Origin of the sequence: Catenulispora acidiphila DSM 44928, assembly GCF_000024025.1 — a bacterium.
Lineage (GTDB): Bacteria > Actinomycetota > Actinomycetes > Streptomycetales > Catenulisporaceae > Catenulispora > Catenulispora acidiphila.
Genome location: NC_013131.1, coordinates 5,585,746 through 5,604,028, shown reverse-complemented (window position 1 = coordinate 5,604,028; position 18,283 = coordinate 5,585,746). Strand labels below are relative to the sequence as shown.

The window sequence follows — 18,283 nt, the reverse complement described above, 5'->3', positions numbered from 1 at the left end:
AGCTGCCCCTTTCTGCGTGTCTTGACGCGGCGATGTAACGGGTTGATTATTCGAAGCGCTTCGACTTTCGTCGCTCGCACCCCACCTGAACTGGAGGCTCCCCATGGCAAGACTCCTCCCACCGTTCAAGCGCCGGAGCATTCTCGCGCTCACCGCGGTCCCCGCCGCTGCGGCCGCCGTCGCCCTGGCCGCGGGGCCGGCGCAGGCCGCCACCTGGTCGTCCACGGACAAATACGGATCCTGGAACAACAACGGCTACACGCTCTACAACGACGTCTGGGGCGGCGGCGCCGGACCGCAGACGATCTGGGCCAACTCCGCGAGCAACTGGGGAGTGTGGTCGAACCAGCCCAACACCGGCGGCATCAAGTCCTACCCCAACGTCACCAAGTGGGTCGGCACCCCGATCAACTCGCTGCACTCGGTCACGTCCGGCTACTCGGTCTCCGTGCCCTCCTCCGGAGCCTTCGAGAGCGCATACGACATCTGGGACTCCTCCAACGCCGACGAGATCATGGTCTGGCTGAACAAGACCGGCCCGATCGGCCCGATCGGCTCCTACGTCACCAACGTCTCCGTCGGCGGCTACAACTTCAACGTCTACAAGGGCTGGAACGGCTCCAACAACGTCTACTCGTTCCTCAACACCGGCTACGCCACCTCAGGAACGGTCGACATCCTCGCCGTCCTGAAGTGGCTGGAGAACACCGAGCACTGGATCGGCAACGTCACCCTCGGCAACGTCCAGTTCGGCTGGGAGATCACCTCTTCCAGCGGCGGCATGAACTTCCAGGTGAACAACTACTGGGTGTCGGCCTCCTGATGAACCGCGACGAGGAGCCGATCACCCGTTCCGACGAACGGGCGATCGGCTCTGGATCGTGAGGCTGTTCGCAGTGCTCAGCTGAGCGTCCACTGCTGGTTGGACTGGCCGTTGCAGGCCCACAGCTCCACCGGTGTCCCGTTGGCGGTGGCGGCGCCGGTGACGTCCATGCACAGGCCGGACTGGGCGCCGGTGATGGTGCCATTGCTGTTGACGAGCCACTGTTGGTTCGGCTGGCCGTTGCAGGACCAGATGATCACCTTGGTGCCGTTGGTGGTTCCCTTGTTGTTGGCGTCCAGGCACATCTGGGTGCCGCCGGAGTAGACCGTCAGCTGGTTCGAGCCGTTGTGGGTGAAGGTCTGGTTCGCGGCGCCGGAGCAGGCGTTGATGTCCAGCTGCGTGCCGCCGGTGGTCGAACTGTTCGGGACGTCCAGGCACTTGCCGGCGCCGACGGCGTGCACCTCGCCGGGGCTCGAGCCGCCACCGCCGCCGCTGGTGCCGCCGGCGACGCGGAACATGACCGTGCCGTGGCCGGGGACCGAGGCGCTGATCGCGCCTGTGGTCGTCGACGTCGCGCCGCTCCACAGATCGGTCAGCGTGTAGCCGCTCGCGCCGGTTTTGCCGATGGCGGCGACGGTGGTGTTGATGGTGGCGGTGCCGCTGTTCTCATTGAACAGCGCGACCGAGACGTCGCCGTTGGCCAGCGGCTTGGCCAGTACGTCCAGACCGCCGGAGGAGGACACTTCGGTGCCCTGCTTGCCCAGGGAGTCCTGGTCGACCGCGATCACCCGGGAGTTGGTGAGGGTGGCCAGGGTCGTGGAACTGGCGTTGGCCAGGTTGGTCCCGGAGATCAGCGGGGCGGCCATCTCGGCCCACAGGCTGAACTCGCTACGGTCCTCGGTGGCCGACATGCCGTTGCCGACCTCCAGCATGTCCGGGTCGTTCCAGGCGCCGGGACCGGCGTGGGAGGCCAGGCCCACGTTGCTGTGGAAGATCGAGAGCATGCTGCCGAAGCTGGCGTTGATGTCCCCGGTGGTGCGCCAGCTGTTGCCGACGCCGGAGCCCCAGTTCCACACGCTGTCCAGACCCCAGCTGCACAGGCTGAACAGGATCGGGCGGCCGGTTTTGGCCAGTGCGTCGCGCATCGTGGTGTAGCGGCTCTGCGCGCTGGGTCCGCCGTCGCCGGATTGATGGACCCCGTCGGCGTAGCAGTTGTCGTACTTGAGGTAGTCCACGCCCCAGGCGGCGAAGGAGTTTGCGTCGGTCTGCTCATGGCCCAGGCTGCCGGGATAGCCGGCGCACGTCATGGTGCCGGCGTCCTCGTAGATGCCCAGCTTCAGACCGAGGGAGTGGACGTAGGCGGCGGTGCCGGAGATCCCGTCGGGGAACTTCGCCGGGTCGGGCACCAGCTGCCCGGAGGAGTCGCGGTTGTGGGTGAGCCAGCAGTCGTCGATGTTGACGTACTGGTACCCGGCGGCCTGCATACCGTCGTTGTGCATAGCCAGCGCCGTGGACTTGATTAACGACTCCGACACGTTGCAGCCGTAGGCGTTCCAGTCGTTGAACCCCATCTGCGGGGTCAGCGCGAGTTGGTTGTTCAGCGCGTGGGCGGGCTGCGCCGCGCCGAGGGCGAGCAGGGGTGCGGCGACCAGCGACACGGCGGCGGCCACGGTCGCCCGCCATATGCGGCGCAGGTGTGTTCGGCGGTTGTTTCGGTCCATGAAGCGCCTCCGGTGGTGGGAGTGTGCGGATCCGGGTGTCCGCTCGGCGTCGCTGAAGGTCGAAAGCGGGGTCAGGACGCCGTGGCGGGATCCTGCCGGTGATCGCCGCCGGCGCGACGGCGTTGCGCGCGAATGTTAGCGCTAACAATCCCTCACACCGAGGTAGACGGTGCATCACTCGGTGCGCTGTGTCAAGGTTCAGATGATGGGTCCAGACCAGGACACTGACAGCCGGGCGCGAGTCCGCCTCGGCCTTGGAACTTTCACTCGTGTCTTGACACCGATATCGGTCAAGGGTTACCTGATCGGCACACAGCTTCGTTCGCCACAAAACTGCCGGGTGGACTCGCGATGCTGCGTCCGCCGACGGCTGAGGCCGTCGGCCGTTCCCGGCTGTCATCCTCGTGGGCTGACAAGGAGACCACGTATGCGACGAAGCTTGAATCCATTCCCGAAATCCCGTTCCGAAGACGTTCGGCGGCAGCGCGCCCGACCCGGACGGCGTCCGCGATCCGGCGGGGTCGCCCTGGCCGTCCTCGCACTGATCACCGCGTTGTTCGGCGCGGCGACCCTGTCCCCGGCGTCGGCGTCGGCGTCGGCGTCCGCATCGGCGCCGGCGGCGTCCCGGGTCCAGGCCGCCGCCTCGGGGAACACCTACCAGCGCGGTCCGGATCCGACCCTGTCCAGCGTGGCGGCCTCCACCGGGCCGTTCGCGACCGCGCAGGTCTCCGTGCCCGCGGGCTACGGCTTCAAGGGCGGGATGATCTACTACCCGACCGACACCAGCCTGGGGACCTGGGGCGCGGTCGCCATCGTGCCCGGCTACACCGCGCTGTTCGCGAACGAGGAAGCCTGGATGGGGCCCTGGCTGGCCTCCTTCGGGTTCGTGGTGATCGGCGTGGAGACCAACAGCACCACCGACTACGACACGCAGCGCGGGACAGAGCTGCTGGCGGCGCTGAACTATCTCACCACGCAGAGCCCGGTGCGCGACCGGGTGGATCCGACCCGGCTGGGCGTGATCGGGCACTCGATGGGCGGCGGCGGAGTCGTCTACGCCACCGAGCACCAGCCCTCGCTCAAGGGCGCCGTGGCGCTGGCGCCGTTCTCCCCGTCGCAGAGCATGGCCACGGACACCGTGCCCACCATGGTCATGGGCGGCCAGAACGACACCGTGGTCACACCGTCCTACCTCGCCGGCCTGTATGCGACGCTGCCCGCCTCGACGCAGAGCGACTTCATCCAGATCGCCGGAGCCGATCACATCTACTACACCCACCCCAACCCGGTGGAGATGAGGATCCTGATTCCCTGGCTCAAGACGTTCCTGGACGAGGACACCCGCTACACCCAGTTCCTGTGCCCGACCCTCGCCGACCCGAGCGGGGTGTCGATGTACCAGAGCAAGTGCCCGTATGTGCCCGGTGGCGGCTCTACTCCTCCTCCGCCGGCCGGTGGTGCGCTGCACGCTGTCGGTGCAGGTAAGTGTGTGGATGTGCCGAACTCGACCACCACCAGTGGGACGCAGGTGCAGATCTACTCCTGCAATGGCCAGGCCAACCAGGCCTTCACCCACAACTCCGCCGGTGAGCTAGCCGTCACCGACGCCGGAGTCACCGACTGCCTGGACGCCAACGGCAAGGGAACCACCAACGGCACCAAGGTCATCATCTATCCCTGCAACGGCCAGCCCAACCAGCAATGGACGATCAACTCCAACGGCACCATCACCGGAGTGCAGTCAGGACTCTGCCTCGACGTCACCGGCGCATCCACCGCCAACGGCGCCCTAGTGGAGCTGTGGACCTGCAACGGCGGCAGCAACCAGAAATGGACTCTGAGCTGAAACGTCAGGTTTCCCAGCCTTCTGCTCGAATCGGTTCGATGCAGCGTATGACCCCTGCACGACAACCTGAGAGGAACATCATCGTGTCAAGAATCGGCCGGATCCTCGGCCGCCTGCGCGTCTCCACGGCCGCGCTGGCAGGTATCGCGCTGGTCGCGGGCGGCGTGACAGCCGTCGTCGCCGCACCGGCGCACGCCGCCACCTCGATCACCATCAACGGCGCGTCCGGCGGCCGCACCTTCGACGGCGTCGGGGCGATCAGCGGGGGAGGAGGCAACAGCAGACTGCTGATCGACTACCCGGAGCCGGAACGCAGCCAGGCGCTGGACTACATGTTCAAGCCGGATTACGGCGCGGCGGCGCAGATGCTCAAGATCGAGATCGGCGGCGACACCAACTCCACCTCGGGCGCCGAGCCCAGCATCGAGCACAGCCGCGGTGTCGTGAACTGCAATGTCGGCTACGAGTTCTGGCTCGCCGAGCAGGCCAAGGCCCGGAACCCCAACATCAAGCTGTACGGGCTGGCCTGGGGTGCGCCCGGCTGGATCGGCAACGGGAACTTCTGGTCCACCGACATGGTGAACTACCTGGTCTCCTGGCTCGGCTGCGCGAAGTCGCACGGCCTGAGCATCGACTACCTCGGCGGCTGGAACGAGCGGGGTTACAACGTCTCCTGGTACGAGCAGCTGCGCAGCGCGCTCAACGCCAACGGCTACTCCGGCGTCGAGATCGTCGGCGCGGACTCGGACTGGACGATCGCGAACGACGTCGACTCCAATCCGACCTTCGCCTCCGCGGTCGGTGTGCTCGGTGCGCACTATCCGTGCGGCTATCGCTCGGCGCAGTCCAGCTGCACGGTACCGTCGGCGGCGAGTTCGTCCGGCAAGCAGTTGTGGGCCAGCGAGAACGGCTCCGACGACTACAACGGCGGCGCGCAGGCGATGGCGCGCGGCATCAACCGCGGCTACATCGACGGACGCATGACCGCGTACCTCAACTGGCCGATCGTCGCCGCGATCACCCCGAACCTGCCGTATCCCACGATGGGTGTGGAGGCGGCGCCGCAGCCGTGGTCCGGCTACTACTCGGTCGGCAAGAACGCGTGGGTGATGGCGCAGACCACGCAGTTCACCGAACCCGGCTGGAAGTATCTGGATTCCTCCAGCGGCTACATAGGCGGCAATCGCAACAGCGGCAGCTATGTGACGCTCAAGTCGCCGAACAACAGCGACTACTCCACCATCATCGAGACGGTGGACGCCGGCAGCGCCCAGACGCTGAACTTCAACGTCACCGGAGGGCTGTCCACCGGGCAGGTGCACGTGTGGGCGACCAACGTCAACTCCAACAACTCCGCTGACTACTTCGTGCACACCACGGACGTCACCCCGTCCGGCGGAAACTTCAGCCTGACCGTCCAGCCCGGCTACGTCTATTCCGTGACGACGACGACCGGGCAGGGCAAGGGCACCGCCGCCGGTCCCAGCCGGGCCACCATGGCCCTGCCGTACAGCGACACCTTCGACAGCGACGCCACCGGTACCGAAGCCAAGTACCTGATGGACTGGCAGGGTTCGTTCGAGGTCGCTGCCTGCGGCGGCGGTCGCACTGGCCAGTGTGTGCGGCAGATGAGCCCGCAGACGCCGATCACCTGGGACACCCTGTCTGACCCGCACGCCCTGCTCGGCGACGTGAGCTGGAGCAACTACACGGTCAGCTCCGATGTACTTTTGGAGAAGTCCGGCTACGCGGAGCTGATGGGCCGGGCCAACACCCAGTCGTACGGCGGCGCCGGCGGGCTGAACGCCTACCACCTGCGCGTCAGCGACACCGGAGCGTGGTCGATCCTGAGCACGAACACCGGCGCCACGGTCAGCACTCTGGCCAGCGGCACCGTCGCGGCGCTGGGCACCGGCCGCTGGCACAGCCTGGCGCTGAGCTTCTCCGGCAGCACCATCACGGCGACCATCGACGGCACCAAGGTCGGCACCGCGAACAGCAGCACCTGGGGCGCCGGCCAGATCGGCTACGCCACCAGCCAGGGCGAGACCGCGCAGTTCGACAACCTGTCGATCACCCCGGGCTCCGGCGGAACCGGCGGCGGCAGCGGGGAGATCATCGGCAGCGGCTCCGGCCGCTGCGTCGACGTCCCCAACGCCTCGCAGACCCAGGGCACGCAGGTCGAGCTGTGGGACTGCAACGGCGGCACGAACCAGCAGTGGACCGCCACCGCGGCGAACGAACTGCGGGTCTACGGCAGCGACTGCCTGGAAGCCGCCGGCCAGGGCACCGCCACCGGCACCAAGGTCGACATCTGGCCCTGCACCGGCGCCACCAACCAGAAGTGGACCCTCAACGCCGACGGCACCATCACCGGCACCCAGTCCACCCTGTGCCTCGACGCCACCGGAGCCGGCACCGCCAACGGCACCCTGCTCGAACTGTGGACCTGCAACGGCGGCAGCAACCAGAGATGGACGCACAGCTGACGCCCCCCGCACTCGGCGGCACCGGCCCAGCCGGCCACCGCCGGGGCGGATGCCGCCAGACCTGAGGAGTCGGCAGGTCGAGCAAGGCATCCGCGCTCCGGTTGTGCTCGCCGCGGTGGGGACCGCGGCGAGCACAACCGGCGGGAACGCGCCCGCTTTTACGGCACTCCTGACTGATGTCGGGGTGGGTGTGGGGTGGGTGGTGTGGGGCGGCTGGGTGCGGTTGGTTGGTGGGTTTTTAGAAGCTTCTTTACGGCTTTGCGCGGGTGTTGATGGCCTCGCAGGGGCGCAGTTCGGTGGAGCGTGTCCGGGTGGCGTCGGCGGCCGGCGGTTGTTCGTGTTCACGACCGCGCGCCGGTCCGAGTCACTGCGCACGCGTTGGTCTGGCGGGTGTCTGCCGCGTTTGGTGGGTACCTGAAGTCAGAGTCAGAAGCAGGGCCTCCGGCGGCGACTGCGCTGCGCCTGCGCGGCGAGCGGCCTCGCTCCGGGGAGGGGGCGGTCGCGCTGTCTGCTGCCGGACGCTGCTTGTCATCGCCTTAGTCCCGGATTCCCCGTATGGTGTGGAGGATCCACCGAAGCAGGTGGCAGGCTGCTGCTTTGCCAAGTCGCCGCTGTCTTCAGGAAAAGCATTGGCTTTGTTGGGCGCCGCGTGACAGGACTGGCGGTCTGCGCGAGGTGAGGGTTGCGCGATAGGCGGGGAAACCCTTCCCACAAGGGTGTTGTCCCGGATCCCTCGTCGCTGTCGGCGGGCTCTGCCAATCATTGTGGACTGGCGGTGTCAAGTCGAACGAAACAGCACCACAGCAAATGCGATCCGACTTGACTCCGCCAGGCCGCAATGATTCCGTCTACGGCGACGACAGCGGCGAGGGATCCGGGACAAAGGCGACCAACATTCGAACCGCCGCCGCCTCGCCCGACCGGCCCGACCCCCCGTTGCAGAGTGCCCCCGCCGGAGGCGCCTGCCCTTGACGTTGACTTCAGGTGCCCCTCAAACGCGGCCGCGACCCGCCAGCCCCAACGCGTGCGCAGTGACCCCGACCAGCGCGCGGTCGTGAACACGAACAGCCGCCGGCCGCCAACGCTACTCAGACACGCTCCACCGAACTGCGCCCCCTGCGAGGCCATCAAACTATGCTCGAAGACGTAAAAAGCTTCTAAAAACCCACAAACAAACCGCACTTGCCCACGCCCCGCCACCCACGCATAAGTCATGAGCGCCGCCTTTACTCAGCCGGGCGGATGTAGCCAGGTCTGAGGAGTTGGGGCAAGGAAAACATCTGCGTTTCAGCGACTATGGCGAGCGCAGCGGGCTGGAACTGCGCGCCCGCCTTTACTCAGTCGGGGCAGATGTCGCCAGATCTGAAAAGTCGGCGGGTCGAGGAAAGTATCTGCGTTCCGGGAACATGGCGCGCACAGCCGGCTAGATCTGCGCGCCTGTCTTCACTCACTGCCGGCGTCGTCTGTCATCGGGGTCGGATTCGGCTCCGGGGCGGTGAGGATGGTTTTCAGCACTGCCAGCAGGTGAGTGCGCAGCCAGCTGTGGGCGGGGTCGGTGTCGTAGCGGTGGTGCCAGGCGACGATGACCGGGACGGCGGGGAGGGTGAACGGGAGTGGTCGGGCGCGTAGTCCCAGGTTGGTCCATGCCGGGCGGCAGACCTGTTCGGCGACGGTGGTGATCAGGGTGGTGCGTGCCGTCAGTTCCAGTGCTGTGCTGGTGGTGGGTAGTGCGGCGCGGACGCGGCGGTGGAGGCCGAGGTCGGCTAGGGCCTCGTCGATCGGGCCGGTGAGGCGTCCGCGGCGGGAGATGGTGAGGTGGTCTGCCTCGGCGAAGCGCTGCGGGGTCAGGGGTCCTGTGGCCAGGGGGTGGTCGGGGCGCATCACTGCCACCATGCGGTCGGTGCCGATGGTGTGGGCGGCGATCTCTGGGCGCTGAGGTGCCGCTGCTCCGACTTCGAGGTCGGTCTGGCCGCGGGCGAGGTCGGCGGCGTCGGCGGAGGGTTCGGCGAGGAAGCGGATCGAGACGTTCGGGGCGGTTTCGGCGACAGCCTCGATCAGGGCTGGCGCCAGGGCCGCGACGAGGGCGTCGTGGCAGCGCAGGGTGAAGCCGCGTTCGAGGTTCGGCAGGTCGAGTTCGGTGACGGGGGTCAGCAGCGCGGTGGCGCGGGCGACCAGGTCTCTGGTCTCCTCGCGCAGGGCCAGCGCGTGCGGAGTCGGGGTCATGGCGCGGCCGGTGCGCACGAGGATGTCGTCGCCGGTGGCCTTGCGGATGCGCGCCAGGGTGCGGCTCATGGCGGGCGGGGACAGGTGCAGCCGGTCGGCGGCCGCGGCGACGCTGTTCTCCGCTAGCAGGGCGTCCAGGGCTGTCAGCAGATTCAGATCCACATGCGTCAGGGTAACTCTTGGCCTTACGACAGTGCACTGGCAATCATGTGACGCGGCTCGTAGCGTGAGGGGTGTCAGGGCTCGAGCAGAGCCCGACACACACCGAAACCCCATGTGAAGGGCTGTGCCATGACTGTTGCTTTGCTCGCCGCCGTGGTCGAGATCGCCGCCGAGGCGGGCCGGGCCCTGGAGGCCAGGTACTCCACCGCCACCCGCCCCGCCGGGCGCCAGGACATGTTCCGCATCGGCACCGCGGACGGACAGGTCTCGCTCGACATCCTGCGTCCCGCCCTGACCGCGCTGCGCCCTGAGGCGCGCTGGCTCACCGACGAGTACGAGACCACCGCGCTGCCGCCCGGCGAGTGGTGGGTGGTGGACGAGGTCGAGGGCAACGTCAACCACGTGCACGGGCTGCCGGAGTGGGCGGTGACCGTCGCGCTGGTCCGCGACGGGCAGACGGTGCTGGCGGTGGTGCGCCAGCCGGTCGGCGACCTGACGTACACCGCCCTGCGCGGCGGCGGCGCCCACCTGAACGGCGCGCCGCTCACGGTCTCGGCGAAGACCGACCTGGACGCCGCGATCGTGGTCACCGGACAGGCCGAAGCCGACCAGGACGGCACCTACCGGCGCATCGGAGAATCGATCACGGCCATGCTCCAGCGCGCCCTGCTGGTCCGCGCCACCGTCCCCTCGACCTTCCCGATGCTGCTGGTGGCCGCCGGCCACAACGACGTGTTCTGGCAGTACGAGCCGGTGCTCCCCGGCGTCGCGGCCGGCGCCCTGCTGATCACCGAGGCCGGGGGCGTGGTGACCCGCATCGACGGCACGCCGTGGAGCCCGGGCGCGGACACCGTCGTGGCCACCGCGCCGGCGCTGCACGCCGCGACCGTCGAGGTGTTGGCGACAGTGGCCTGATCTGATCCAAGGTCGCCGGCCACCGGCTCACCGCTGAGAAGCACCGGCTCACCGCTGAGAAGCGCCGAGAACCAAACCGAGAACCCCCCGATCCGAAAGGTCCACCATGAACGTGACCATCCTCGCCGCCTCCGGCGCGGTCGGGCTCGCCCTGACCCGCCAGGCGCTCGAGCGCGGGCACACCGTCACCGCGATCGCCCGCACCCCGGCCCGCATCACCGTGCCGGACTCCCCGCTCCTGACCCGAGTCGCCGCTGATGTCCGCGATCCCGACAGCATCGCGCGGGCGCTACGTGGCAGCGAGCTCGTCCTGTCCGGCCTGGGCGTGGCCAAGGGCGACAAACCCGGCGCGCTCACCGCCGGAGCCCGCGCCGTCGTCGCCGCGCACCCCGGCCGCGTCATCTGGCTCGGCGCCTACGGCACGGGCCCGTCCGCCCAGGCCGCCGGCTTGGCCACCCGCACCCTGCTCAAGGCGATGGGCGCCGAACTGGCCGACAAGGTCGCCGCCGACGCCGCCGTGCTGGAAGCCGGGGGCACCGTGTTCCACTCCGGACCGTTCGCCGATCGCCCGCCGAGCGCGGTACGGCGGACCGTCGGACTCGACCAGGCTCCGAAGCGGTTCTTTCCCGCCCGCGTCAGCCGCGAGACGGTCGCCGCCGCCATGCTCGACGAGGCGCAGACCCCGTACTTCCCGGGACGCGTCGCGATCCCCCTCGAACGGTGACCTGACTCTAAGAGTACGAAACTTCCGAGAGTCAGATCATTGCGAGTAACGCTTCTGCCCAGGTCCAGCGCGCCACTGACCTGCACCGCTGCCCGATGTGCTTGACACATATTGCCGCCGTGACTATGTCTAACATCTGAAACATCCGCGCCGACTGTGCGCACTTCAGAACCCTTATCCGCCCACCGAGAGGCTTGACACAGATGCCACGAGCATTACGGCGCGTCGGCACTGCCGGCGCGCTGGCCGGCATACTCGGACTGGCTCTGCTGGTGATGCCGGCACCGCCGGCCTCGGCCGCCAACGAGACGGTCCACAAGTGGCTGACGACATCAGATCTGAGCCAACACCTGACGCAACAGACTGATCTCGGCTTCTCCGCGTCGTCCGGTTCGGGGACCATCAGCGTCGACAACACGCAGAAGTTCCAGAGCATCGTGGGCTTCGGCGCCGCGATGACGGACAGCTCGGCATGGCTGCTCTCCGACAAGCTGAGCAGCACGGCTCACACGAACCTGATGAACGCGTTGTTCAGCCCGAGCCAGGGCATCGGGATGAGCTGGGTGCGGGTTCCGATGGGCTCCTCGGACTTCTCCGCCACGGCACAGCCGTACTCCTACGACGACAACCTGTCGGCGTCCACGGGCACCACGGTCGGCGTCGGTTCCGGACGCTGCCTGGACGACACCGGCAACACGGCGAACGGCACGCAGATCTACATCTGGGACTGCACCAGCGGCAACGCCAACCAGCAGTTCGCCTACACCAGCGCCTCGGAACTGCAGGTCGCCGGCAAGTGCCTGGACGCCAACGGCAAGGGCACCGCCAACGGCACCAAGGTGATCCTGTGGACGTGCAACGGCCAGGCGAACCAGCAGTGGAAACTGAACACCAACGGCTCGATCACCGGCGTGCAGTCCGGACTGTGCCTGGACGTCTCCGGCGCGGCCACGGCCAACGGCTCGCTGATGCAGCTGTGGGCCTGCAACGGCGCGACGAACCAGCGATGGACCCGGCCCGACCCGGCGCTCGCGAACTTCTCGATCGCGCACGACCTGCAGTACATCGTCCCGGACCTGAAGGAAGCGCTCGCGCTCAACCCGGGCCTGAAGCTCATGGCGAACCCGTGGAGCCCGCCGGGGTGGATGAAGACGAACGGCCAGATGAACAACGTCAACAACGCCGGATCGCTGCTTCCCGCCAGCTACGGACCGCTGGCCCAGTACTTCGTGAAGTTCCTCCAGGGCTACGCCGCGCAAGGCATCCCGATCGCCGCGATCACCCCGCAGAACGAGCCGTCCTACGCCACCGCCTACCCGGGGATGCAGTTCAGCGAGCAGAACGAAGCGGACTTCATCGCGAACAACCTCGGGCCCGCCCTGGCCCAGGCGAACCTCTCCCCGGCGCTGCTCGGCACCGACTTCAACACCAACGTGCTCAGCGACTACGCCGAGCCGCTGATGCAGAACGCGAACGCCGCCAAGTACCTGGCGGGGACGTCCTGGCACTGCTACGCCGGCGGCCTGAACGCCATCAGCACCATGCAGGCGGCGTTCCCGACCAAGGACAACTACGAGACCGAATGCTCTGACGGCATCGACCCGCAGAACGCGATCGAGACCTTCATCCAGAGCACCCGCAACTCGGCGCGGACCGCCACGATGTGGAACATCGTCCAGGACCAGAACAACGGCCCGGTGATCCCCGGCGGCTGCAACGCCTGCACCCCGCTGGTCACCGTCAACCAGAGCACCGGGAACGTGACCTACGACGCCGGGTACTACTCGGTCGGCCACTTCAGCAAGTTCGTGCTCCCCGGCGCGAAGCGCATCGCCTCGACCACCACCGCGAACCTCGACAACGTGGCGTTCCAGAATCCGGACGGCTCGCTCGTGCTGATCGTCGACAACACCTCCAGCTCGACGCAGTCCTTCAGCACCAGCTGGGGCGGCCAGAAGTTCAGCGACTCGCTGCCCGGCCACGGCATCGCGACGTACGAGTGGAAGCCGGCGTGACGTCGGCCGGCTGACGAACCCTCATAACCGACTAACGAAGATGCCGCCCGGATCTGTCCGGGCGGCATCTTCCTAACCGGTTTCGGTGCCGAACGTGCTCAGCTCAGTGCCCACTGCTGGTTGCTGCCGCCGTTGCACGTCCACAGCTCGACCAGGGCGCCGTTGGCGCTCGAGGCGCCGGTGACGTCCAGGCAGAGCCCTGACTGTGCTCCGGTGACGGTGCCGTTGGAGTTGAGCGTCCACTGCTGGTTGCTCTGGCCGTTGCAGGACCACAGGATCGCCTTGGTGCCGTTGGTCGTGCCCTTGCCGTTGGCGTCCAGGCACAGCGTGCTGCCGCCCACCGTGACGCTCAGCTGCCCGGAGGACGTGTGCGTCCAGGCCTGGTTCGCCTGCCCGGTGCAGTCATGGATCTGCAGCTGGGTCCCGGTGGTGGTGGCCGAGTTCGGATCGTCGAGGCACTTGCCCGCGCCGATCGCGTGCAGCGCTCCCTGACCGTTGCCGGGCGGCGTGGTCGAGGGCGGTGTCGACGGCGTGCTGCTCGGCGGCTGGCCGTTCTGGAACTGGGTGAAGAAGTTCCAGACGACGCCGGACGTCCAGGTGTGCCAGCCGTCGCCGGTGCTGCCGTCGATGGGTCCGGGGTCGTGGCCGGCGCCGTCGAAGGCGGCCCAGACCACCGGATACCCGGGCAGGCAGCCGGAGTAGGCGGTGACGATGTGCGTCAGGCTGCCGTAGGCCGGTTCGGGCGGGTTCTGCGGCGTGCACTTGTTGTTGCGGACGAAGGTGTCACGCAGTGCCCGGCCGTTGGCGATCGGCAGGGTGTTGTCCCGGATGCCGTGCAGACCTATATATGCCACCGGCTGGGTGCCGCCGGCGCATCCGCTCAGGTTCGCTCCGGAGTAGACCGCGACCGCGCGGAAGACCGCCGGCCGCGCGCAGGCCAGGGCGTAGGTCATGGACCCGCCGTAGCTGAAGCCGGAGGAGAAGACCTGACTGGTGTCCAGACACAGTCCTGATTCGAACTGGCTGAGCATGTCGTCGACGAACGTGACGTCCTGGCCGCCGGAGTTGGCCCAGCCGTTGTTGATGCCCTGCGGGGCGACGAAGATCGTGCCGTTCCCGTCCGCATCGGCCAGCTTCCGCAGCCCGTAGTAGGACCAGTTGTATCCGTCGGTTCCCCCGGAGTCGACGTCGTTGTCGGTACCGCCCACCCAGTGGAAACCGAAGACCAGCCGGTAGGGATGACTGCTGTCGTAGTTCGCCGGCAGCCGCAGGATGTAGCTGCGGTTCTGACCGCTGCTTTGAATCGTGTGCGAACCACTGGCCAGCACCGGAGCCTTGCCGCAACCGCTGGAGGCCGCGGCGGGGGCGGCGCCCGGCGACGCCGAGGCGGCACCGAGTCCTCCGTATACCGTCAGTGCACTCACTAAGGCGACCAGCAGCGCCATGAGCGCCACTGGTCCGAAAACGGCTCTGCGTTTCTGCATTGCCACACCTTCCTTGACCGCCTGGGGCGCCTTGCCAGAGCGGCTACGCGCCTCGCGCGGGCGATTTCGAGGGGATAGTAGGGCTCTTCATATGAAGGGTCAACGAGATGCTTCATACTCTTCGGCTCATGCACCTGGTAGACGCGCAGCTCGCAGCAGATCGAGTGAAAGCTTCATACTTATGCCCGCGCTAGCCAGGTCCCGTGGAGTGCCGGCGGCAGATCCGCGGCGAGGCCTTGACAGCGGTACGCGCGAGATTGATTCTGTGCGAAAGAGTGTCTGAGATTGTCAGAACGTTGCGGAAATTGTTCGAACCGCGGGTTCACGCCTCGGGCGACCCGGCGACCACCATCACTCACCCAGGGAACCTCATGCCCATACGAGCAAGGCGCAGCACCGTCAGCGCCCTCATCGCCGCAGTGACGACCGCCCTGTCCCTCGTGGGTCTGTCCCAGACCTCGGCGCAGGCCGCGACGTCGCAGTTCTCGCCCGGGCAGACGTGGAACGACACCTCCGGCACCGCGCTGCAGATGCACGGCCTCGGCATCGTCAAGGTCGGCTCCACCTGGTACGGCTTCGGCGAGGACAAGACCGGGGAGAACTCGGGCAACGCCGCCTTCCAGGACATCCCGTGCTACAGCTCCACCGACCTGTCGCACTGGACGCTGCAAGGCAAGGCCCTGACCAGGCAGACCAGCGGCGACCTCGGACCGAACCGCGTCGTGGAGCGCCCCAAGGTCCTGTTCAACGCCAGCACTAACACCTTCGTGATGTACATGCACATCGACAGCGCCAGCTACGGCGAGGCGAAGGTCGGGGTCGCGACCAGCAGCACACCGTGCGGCCCGTACAGCTACCGGGGAAGCTTCCAGCCGCTGGGCCGTCAGAGCCGCGACATCGGCTTGTTCCAGGACACCGACGGCACCGGCTACCTATTGTCCGAGGACCGCGCCAGCGGTCTGCGCGTCGACAAGCTCTCCGCGGACTACCTCAGCGTCGTGAGCGCGGGCGGCAGCGGCGGCAGCGTGGCGCTGTTCGCCGACTACGAGGCGCCCGCGATGGTCAAGACGAACGGGACCTACTTCGTCCTCGGCTCGCATCTGACCGGCTGGAACCTCAACGACAACGTGTACGCCACGGCGACCTCGCTGTCCGGCTCCTGGTCCTCCTTCAAGGACTTCGCCCCCGCCGGCACCAACACCTACCAGACGCAGACCGCGAACATCATCCCGGTCTCGGGAAGCGCCGGCACGTCCTACATCTACGCCGGCGACCGCTGGAACCCGAACAACCTCGGGGGATCACAGCTGGTCTGGCTGCCCCTGACGCTGTCCGGCACGACGGCGAACGTCGGATGGCAGAACTCGTGGTCCCTCGATGTCGCCGCCGGCACCTGGTCCGGCAGCTCGAATCCGGCGTCGGGCTCGACCCACCACCTCACCAACGCGAACAGCTCGATGGTGATGGACGTCAGCGGCGGTTCCACCGCGAGCGGCGGCGCGGTCATCCAGTGGGCCGGCCACGGCGGCACCAACCAACAGTGGACTCTCCACCAGGTCGCAGGGAACGTCTACACCCTCACCAACCAGAACAGCGGCCTGTGCCTGGAGGTACCGAACCGCTCCACCGCCACCGGCACCGCGCTCGACCAGTGGACCTGCGGCGGCGGCAGCAACCAGCAGTGGGCCCTGGACCCGGTCGGCAGCTACACCTCCTCCAGCGACGCCAGCTATGAGCTCACCAACCTGAACAGCGGCCTGGTCGCCGACGTCTCCGGTGGTTCCACCGCCCAGGGCGCGCAGGTGATCCAGTGGACGACCAACGGTCAGGCGAACCAGACATGGACGTTGTCGTGACCGCCGCGCGAGCTCAGGCGAAGAACCGGTACACGGCCTGAGCCGCGCACGCGGGCTTGTGCTGCCCCTCGATCTCGACGCTCAGATCCACCACGACCTCGGCGCCGCCCTTGACCTCGGTGACTGAGGCGATCGCGCCGTGGGCGCGGATGCGGGAGCCGACGCGGACCGGGGCGGGGAAGCGGACCTTGTTCAGGCCGTAGTTGACCGCCATCCCGATGTCCGCGACGGTCAGCAACTCGCTCCACAACGGGATCAGGAGCGACAAGGTGAGGTAGCCGTGGGCGATGGCGCCTCCGAACGGCCCGGTGGCGGCGCGTTCGGGGTCGACGTGGATCCACTGGTGGTCCCCGGTCGCATCGGCGAAGGTGTTCACCCGTTCCTGCCCGATGTCGAGCCATGAGCTGTGGCCGAGGTCGGCGGCGCCGAGGTCGAGGAGTCCGGCGACGCCGGTCACGGTGCGGGGCATGGTGGATCGCGGGCCTTTCGCAAAGGGTTGAGACGGATTCACAGCGGGTTGGCGTCGGTGCCGTAGGCTGTGCGGAGCGGGCCCTTGAGCAGCTTCCCGGCGCCGCTGCGGGGCAGCGTGTCGGCGAAGACCACGGACTTGGGGATCTTGTAGCGGGCCAGCCGGCCGTCGAGGTGGCTCAGCAGCGCCGAGCCGTCGGGTGCGCGGCCGCCTCGGAGCACGACCACCGCCCGGCCGACCTCGCCCCACTTCTCGTCGGGCACGCCGAACACCGCGCAGTCGGCGACGTCGGGGTGGTCCAGCAGGGCGTCCTCGACCTCGGCCGGGTAGACGTTCTCCCCGCCGGAGATGAACATGTCCTTCACCCGGTCGACGAGCCGTACGTACCCGTCGGCGTCGGTCTTGGCGATGTCGCCGGAGCGGAACCAGGCTCCTTCGTGGAACGCCTCCTCGGACTCCCGAGGCCGCCGCCAGTAGCCGGGGGTCACATTCGGGCCGCTGACCAGCAACTCGCCGGGCTCATCGGTGCCGGCCGGCGCGCCGTCGGCGCCGACCAGGCGCACATCGGTGAAGAAGTGCGGCACACCGGCCGAACCGGCGTGCTCAGCCGCGTCGCGGCTCTCCAACAGCAGGACGCCCGGCGCCGCCTCGGTCATGCCATAGCCCTGCACGAAGGCCAGCCCCCGGTCCAGGTAGCGCCGGATCGTCCGGCCCGGGACCGGCGCGCCGCCGCACATCAGGTTCCGCAGACTGGACAGGTCCGCCTGCTCCCAGCCCGGCTCGGCGGCGAGCATCTCGTACATCGCCGGGACGCCGAACAGGCAGGTGATCCGGTGCCGGCCGATCAACTCCAGGGCGCGCGCCGGATCGAAGGCCGACTCCAGAACCGCCGTGCCGCCCTTGAGCAGCGTGGGCAGGCAGGTCATGCCGAGCGCGGCGATGTGGAACAGCGGGGCGCTGACCAGGGTGACCTCGTCGGCTGCCAGGTCGGCGTCGACCAGCACGTTGAAGCAGTTCCAGACCATGTTCCCGTGGGTCAGCACCGCGCCCTTGGGCCGGCCGGTGGTCCCCGAGGTGTACATGATCAGGCACGGGTCGTCCAGAGCGACCGGCTCGTCCCAGGGTTCTGGTGTCGCCGCGGCGAGCGCCGCCTCATAGTCGGCGCCTTCGGCGGGGAGGATGTCGATCGCGTCGGCGAGGGCATCGGCCTGCGGGCTGCGCGTTGAGACCATCAGGGTGCTGCCGGAGTCCTCGATCTGGTGGCGCAGCTCCGGCGCTGTGAGGCGGGTGTTGAGCGGGACGAACACCGAACCGATCGTTCCGGCGGCGAACAGCGTCTCCAGGTAGGCCGGGTGGTTGGGACCCAGGTAGGCGACGCGGTCGCCGCGGCTGATCCCGCGCTCGCGCAATACGTGGGCCAGCCGGTTCACGCGGTCGTCGAGGGCGGCGTAAGTGATGGAGCGGTCCTCGTGGACCAGGGCGGTGCGGCGGGGCGTCTTGCGCGCCCGGCGCGCGGGCCAGGATCCGATGCCTTGGTTGAGCATCGCAGTGCTCCC

12 protein-coding genes are annotated in these 18,283 nt (G+C 68.1%); 7 read left to right on the top strand and 5 right to left on the bottom strand.

Annotated features, from left to right (window positions below):
• Positions 1–103: 103 nt before the first annotated feature.
• A complete protein-coding gene (locus CACI_RS24305) occupies positions 104–823 on the top strand; it encodes a GH12 family glycosyl hydrolase domain-containing protein (RefSeq protein WP_015793502.1) in 720 nt (239 codons plus the stop codon).
• Between the two features lie 77 nt (positions 824–900).
• On the opposite strand, the gene CACI_RS24300 is transcribed toward CACI_RS24305, so the two are convergent.
• Positions 901–2,544 (bottom strand): glycoside hydrolase family 27 protein, encoded by a 1,644-nt coding sequence (locus CACI_RS24300; protein WP_015793501.1) that lies wholly within the window; start codon positions 2,542–2,544, stop codon positions 901–903.
• Between the two features lie 427 nt (positions 2,545–2,971).
• On the opposite strand from CACI_RS24300, the gene CACI_RS24295 reads away from it, so the two are divergent.
• Complete coding sequence (locus tag CACI_RS24295) at positions 2,972–4,390, top strand: poly(ethylene terephthalate) hydrolase family protein (RefSeq protein ID WP_015793500.1); 1,419 nt, start codon at positions 2,972–2,974, stop codon at positions 4,388–4,390.
• Positions 4,391–4,473: 83 nt separating this feature from the next.
• Positions 4,474–6,879, top strand: a complete 2,406-nt coding sequence (locus tag CACI_RS24290; RefSeq protein WP_015793499.1) for a ricin-type beta-trefoil lectin domain protein — start codon at positions 4,474–4,476, stop codon at positions 6,877–6,879.
• Positions 6,880–8,322: 1,443 nt separating this feature from the next.
• Here the strand turns inward: CACI_RS24290 and CACI_RS24285 are convergent.
• Positions 8,323–9,264, bottom strand: a complete 942-nt coding sequence (locus tag CACI_RS24285; protein ID WP_015793498.1) for a LysR family transcriptional regulator — start codon at positions 9,262–9,264, stop codon at positions 8,323–8,325.
• A gap of 129 nt (positions 9,265–9,393) precedes the next feature.
• Between CACI_RS24285 and CACI_RS24280 the strand changes: the two genes are divergently transcribed.
• The 3 genes from CACI_RS24280 to CACI_RS45985 all read left to right on the top strand — a co-directional run bounded on the left by CACI_RS24280 (position 9,394) and on the right by CACI_RS45985 (position 12,918).
• On the top strand, positions 9,394–10,179 hold the full coding sequence (locus CACI_RS24280) for an inositol monophosphatase family protein (protein ID WP_015793497.1): 786 nt from the start codon (positions 9,394–9,396) through the stop codon (positions 10,177–10,179).
• Positions 10,180–10,285: 106 nt separating this feature from the next.
• Positions 10,286–10,903, top strand: a complete 618-nt coding sequence (locus CACI_RS24275; RefSeq protein WP_015793496.1) for an NAD(P)-dependent oxidoreductase — start codon at positions 10,286–10,288, stop codon at positions 10,901–10,903.
• Between the two features lie 203 nt (positions 10,904–11,106).
• Positions 11,107–12,918 carry a ricin-type beta-trefoil lectin domain protein gene (locus tag CACI_RS45985; protein WP_015793495.1) on the top strand — a complete coding sequence of 604 codons (1,812 nt, stop codon included), beginning with the start codon at positions 11,107–11,109 and terminating at the stop codon, positions 12,916–12,918.
• A gap of 98 nt (positions 12,919–13,016) precedes the next feature.
• On the opposite strand, the gene CACI_RS24265 is transcribed toward CACI_RS45985, so the two are convergent.
• Positions 13,017–14,402 carry a ricin-type beta-trefoil lectin domain protein gene (locus CACI_RS24265; RefSeq protein ID WP_015793494.1) on the bottom strand — a complete coding sequence of 462 codons (1,386 nt, stop codon included), beginning with the start codon at positions 14,400–14,402 and terminating at the stop codon, positions 13,017–13,019.
• Between the two features lie 371 nt (positions 14,403–14,773).
• Between CACI_RS24265 and CACI_RS24260 the strand changes: the two genes are divergently transcribed.
• Positions 14,774–16,258, top strand: a complete 1,485-nt coding sequence (locus CACI_RS24260) for an RICIN domain-containing protein (protein WP_015793493.1) — start codon at positions 14,774–14,776, stop codon at positions 16,256–16,258.
• A gap of 13 nt (positions 16,259–16,271) precedes the next feature.
• On the opposite strand, the gene CACI_RS24255 is transcribed toward CACI_RS24260, so the two are convergent.
• Positions 16,272–16,727: a MaoC family dehydratase gene (locus CACI_RS24255; protein WP_015793492.1), complete on the bottom strand. Its 456-nt coding sequence runs from the start codon at positions 16,725–16,727 to the stop codon at positions 16,272–16,274.
• 38 nt (positions 16,728–16,765) lie between these two features.
• Positions 16,766–18,271, bottom strand: a complete 1,506-nt coding sequence (locus CACI_RS24250) for an acyl-CoA synthetase (protein ID WP_015793491.1) — start codon at positions 18,269–18,271, stop codon at positions 16,766–16,768.
• Positions 18,272–18,283 lie beyond the last annotated feature (12 nt).

Bases quoted from the DNA above. Each gene is read 5' to 3' on its own strand.
- CACI_RS24265 (WP_015793494.1), bottom strand. From the start codon at position 14,402: ATGCAGAAACGCAGAGCCGTTTTCGGACCAGTGGCGCTCATGGCGCTG.
- CACI_RS24300 (WP_015793501.1), bottom strand. From the start codon at position 2,544: ATGGACCGAAACAACCGCCGAACACACCTGCGCCGCATATGGCGGGCG.
- CACI_RS24260 (WP_015793493.1), top strand. From the start codon at position 14,774: ATGCCCATACGAGCAAGGCGCAGCACCGTCAGCGCCCTCATCGCCGCA.
- CACI_RS24275 (WP_015793496.1), top strand. From the start codon at position 10,286: ATGAACGTGACCATCCTCGCCGCCTCCGGCGCGGTCGGGCTCGCCCTG.
- CACI_RS24280 (WP_015793497.1), top strand. From the start codon at position 9,394: ATGACTGTTGCTTTGCTCGCCGCCGTGGTCGAGATCGCCGCCGAGGCG.
- CACI_RS24305 (WP_015793502.1), top strand. From the start codon at position 104: ATGGCAAGACTCCTCCCACCGTTCAAGCGCCGGAGCATTCTCGCGCTC.
- CACI_RS24295 (WP_015793500.1), top strand. From the start codon at position 2,972: ATGCGACGAAGCTTGAATCCATTCCCGAAATCCCGTTCCGAAGACGTT.
- CACI_RS45985 (WP_015793495.1), top strand. From the start codon at position 11,107: ATGCCACGAGCATTACGGCGCGTCGGCACTGCCGGCGCGCTGGCCGGC.
- CACI_RS24250 (WP_015793491.1), bottom strand. From the start codon at position 18,271: ATGCTCAACCAAGGCATCGGATCCTGGCCCGCGCGCCGGGCGCGCAAG.
- CACI_RS24255 (WP_015793492.1), bottom strand. From the start codon at position 16,727: ATGCCCCGCACCGTGACCGGCGTCGCCGGACTCCTCGACCTCGGCGCC.